Source organism: Methylobacterium sp. J-076 (assembly GCF_022829405.1).
In the GTDB taxonomy this organism is placed as follows: domain Bacteria; phylum Pseudomonadota; class Alphaproteobacteria; order Rhizobiales; family Beijerinckiaceae; genus Methylobacterium.
This window is the reverse complement of the sequence record NZ_JAKSXW010000083.1, coordinates 1-3,350: the sequence shown is the minus strand read 5'-3', so window position 1 is coordinate 3,350 and position 3,350 is coordinate 1. Positions and strand designations below refer to the sequence as shown.

The window sequence follows — 3,350 nt, the reverse complement described above, 5'->3', positions numbered from 1 at the left end:
TTAATGCCCGCCGCGTCGAGCCATTCGCGCACCAAGGCGACCGGCCGGATGAAGCGGCCATGTGGGATCGCCTTCTCGAACCCCCTGCCCTCCTGATCCACCTTCGACCGCCGGACCATCACCCGCAGGCCCTCGGGATCTTCTCGGAGATCTTCCACATCGAGAGCGACAAGCTCGGAGCGGCGGAAAGCACCTGCGAAGCCCAGCGCGAGCAACGCCCGATCCCGCTTTCCAGCCAGGGTATCGGGCGTCCGCATCAAGAGCGCTGCCAGAATGTCCGCCGTCGCGGCGGCCTTCTGTGTCGGCGCCACGCCGACCCGCCGCCGGATCCCCTTCATCGCGGCGCGGACACCTTCGTCATCGGTCGGGTCCGCCACGCCGGCCAGCTTGTGCGCGTACCGGATCGCAGCCAGCCGCCGGCCGATAGTGGACGCCGAGCGTCCAACCTCGGCCTCGTGGACGAGGAAGCCCGCGACGGCCTCGGCGCTCGCCGGCAGAGAGCGAAACCCGTACTGCCCGCACCAGTCCTGAAAGACCCGCGCGTCGCCGGTGTAGGCGCGCACGGTCGCGTCAGCTTTGCTGGCCCGCTGATAGGTGCGGACGATGGCGGCGGCCTCAGTCGGAAGCCTTCGAGATCCTTCGGATGCGATCAAAGGAAGCGCGTTTGCTGTCATGGCTCTTCGTCTGACTTCTCAAGAACGATCACAACCATCCAAGCCAGCATCAGGACCGTATCGGCGCCGAACAGCAACCGGTTAATCAGCAGCATTTCTTTGGAATGTGCGAGAGCGTTCCAGACAGTCCCTATGATCGCACCCCATGTCGTGATCCAAGCCAGGAGGGCGTATTGTGGTCCGGCTCTCAAAGTTGGAACAATCCATCGACAGGCAATCGCATCGTGCACCTTCTTCGTCCCCGGCCCGCACAAGTCAAATGTAGCCCCGGCTTCATTTCCTCACTGCGCTTGCGATCCTACCCACGCAGTACTTTCGAGAATGACCGTTATCGAAAGTTACGCGTGGGCGGGTTGGATGGCGATGGGCAAATTCATACATTCGCAGTTTCATAATTTTGCAAAACTGCGAATTCATGAAACTGTGAAGGTATGGCATCGTGACGTCACGACCTGTCGGCCTTGGCGATGATCTCCGCGATGGTCGGGTAGCTGTGTTTCTGCAGGACGTGTTCCAGGCCTTCCACGAACAGGTCATGCTCCTTGCAGCGGTTATGGTAGGCGATGTCCCGCAGGACCTCCTTCACTGCCGGGTGCAGATAGAACGGGGTCGGCTTGGCCTTCGCCGTCGTCCTGGCGGGGCGACCGACCTTCCGAGGCTCCGGTTCGGCCGGAGGCTCCGGGGCCTCAGCCTTGGCCTTCAGGTCTTCGACGCTCATGCTGTCCGCGTCGAAGATGGAGGGGGCAGCGCGCCGGCTCATTCCTTCGTCTCCATCTGCGCCTTCACCCAGGACCAAAGCTGCCGCGCCTCGTCGGCGGCCTTGCCGTCCGGGGCGTACTCGGTGACGCCCATGCCGGAGGCGAAGGCGTCCTGGTAGTCGTTCCGCAGCAGCAGCAGCGGTTCGGCCATGAAGCCGATGGACGACAGCCCCGTGGCTGTGTCGTTTGCCCGGTTGTTGCGCGGGATCGTGGAGCACTGGTTCAGGACGAAGGCGAACGGCTTGCCGCTGCGCATGATCGCCTGGACGGTCGCTCGCACCGCCAGCAGATCGAGGCGGGTCGGTCGGATCGGCACGAGGCAGAAGGACGAGGCCTCCATCGCTGCGTGTGTCGTCGGGTTATCGGCGCCGGCCGTGTCGAGGACGGCAAGGGTGATGCCCTTGGTGCCGAGGCCGTCCAGCATCGCCTTCATCTTGGCGAGACGTTCCATGGGGAAGCGCTCGACCACCGGTAGGCGCGGATCGGCGATGCTGCCGGGCTCGGTCTTGGCTCGGATCCGCCCCCATTCCGCGAGCGACCCCTGCGGATCGAGATCGAAGGCCGCGACGGTCTCGCCGGTCTGCTGCGCAGCGACGGCGAGCGAGGTGGCAACGGTGGTTTTCCCAGCGCCGCCCTTCTGGGTCACGAGGGTGATGGTTCTCATTCACAACGCCATGCTTCTGCGAAGTCACAATGACATGAAGCTGTGACGTTGAGAAAGTACGAAGCTGCGACGCCATGAAGTTGAGCGATCATGACGTTGCAATTTTGCAATTTTACGAAGCTATAAAATTGCAGCGTCACGCCGCGTTTGCGGCCGGGATGCGCAAGCCGGGCGAGCCTCGATGATGGGGCTGCCCGGCGGTGGCGCGGATGTCTGTGTTGGGTGGTTTCCGGCCGGTCCGCTTGCGGACGGCAGGTGCATCAGAGCGGACATCGTGGGGTCTCGAACGCACGGACCAAGCCGGAAGTCGGGCCTGATTAGACCGAACGCCTCGCATGAAGGTTGAGGAGCCGGTGCAGGACGTCGCCCAATTGCACTGCCGAGTATGGCTTCTGCAGCAGCTCGAACCCGTGCGTGCCCTCCTGCGCCAGCACGTGGCTGTAGCCGGATGCCAGGACAACCGGCAGATGCGGTATCCGCCGCTGCAGGGCCTTGGCGAGTTCTACGCCACCCATGCCTGGCATCACCACGTCGGTGAACACCAGGTCGAAGCCTTTGCCGTCGCCGCCCAACAGGTTCAACGCCTCCTCGGCGTTGGCCGCCCAGGTCGGTCGGTAACCCAGGTCCTCAAGAATCTGGGTCGCGAACTGCCCGACGCCGATGTTGTCCTCGACGACGAGGATGCGCTGCCTTTTGCCGAGAGGCGTCAGGCCCCCGTCGGGACCACGGACACGGGCCGGGACTGCCTCTTGCTCGACTTCCGGTAGGTAGAGGGTGAAGGTTGTGCCTTCACCAACCGTGCTGGCCACGTCGATGTCGCCGCCCGATTGCTTGGCGAAGCCGAACACCTGCGACAGACCGAGCCCCGTGCCTTTACCGACCTCCTTGGTGGTGAAGAACGGCTCGAAGATCCGGCTGAGCAGGTCCGGGGGGATGCCTGAACCTGTGTCGACGAGGGAGACCGCGGCGAAGGCTTTGTGCGAACCGGCATGGCCGCGGATGTCTGGAAGAGCCGTCCGACAGCCGAGGCGCAGGGTGAGTGTTCCACCCCCGTCCATGGCATCGCGCGCGTTGACAGCCATGTTGATGAGCGCGGTCTCGAACTGACTTATGTCCGCCCGGACGAAGCAAGGAGCATCGGGCACCTGTGCGACCACGTAGACGCGTGCGCCCGTCACAGTATCGAGCATCTCCGCGATCCCGCGCATCCTCTCGCCGACGTCGAACACCTCTGGCTTGAGTGCCTGCCGGCGT

At 63.9% G+C, this 3,350-nt stretch carries 4 protein-coding genes and 1 pseudogene; all 5 read right to left on the bottom strand.

Annotation, left to right across the window (positions count from 1 at the left end; translation table 11 throughout):
* A pseudogene (locus tag MKK53_RS07345) lies at positions 1 to 563 on the bottom strand (site-specific integrase); the annotation flags it as partial.
* 107 nt (positions 564 to 670) lie between these two features.
* Positions 671 to 904, bottom strand: coding sequence for a hypothetical protein (locus MKK53_RS07340; protein ID WP_243928041.1), 234 nt, complete (start codon positions 902 to 904; stop codon positions 671 to 673).
* Between the two features lie 215 nt (positions 905 to 1,119).
* A complete protein-coding gene (locus tag MKK53_RS07335) occupies positions 1,120 to 1,434 on the bottom strand; it encodes a hypothetical protein (protein ID WP_243928040.1) in 315 nt (104 codons plus the stop codon).
* Positions 1,431 to 2,096 (bottom strand): ParA family protein, encoded by a 666-nt coding sequence (locus MKK53_RS07330; protein ID WP_243928039.1) that lies wholly within the window; start codon positions 2,094 to 2,096, stop codon positions 1,431 to 1,433. Before MKK53_RS07330 ends, MKK53_RS07335 begins: the two co-directional genes overlap by 4 nt.
* A 317-nt stretch (positions 2,097 to 2,413) precedes the next feature.
* The coding region (locus MKK53_RS07325; protein ID WP_243928038.1) for an ATP-binding protein at positions 2,414 to 3,350 on the bottom strand (937 nt) is incomplete at its 5' end.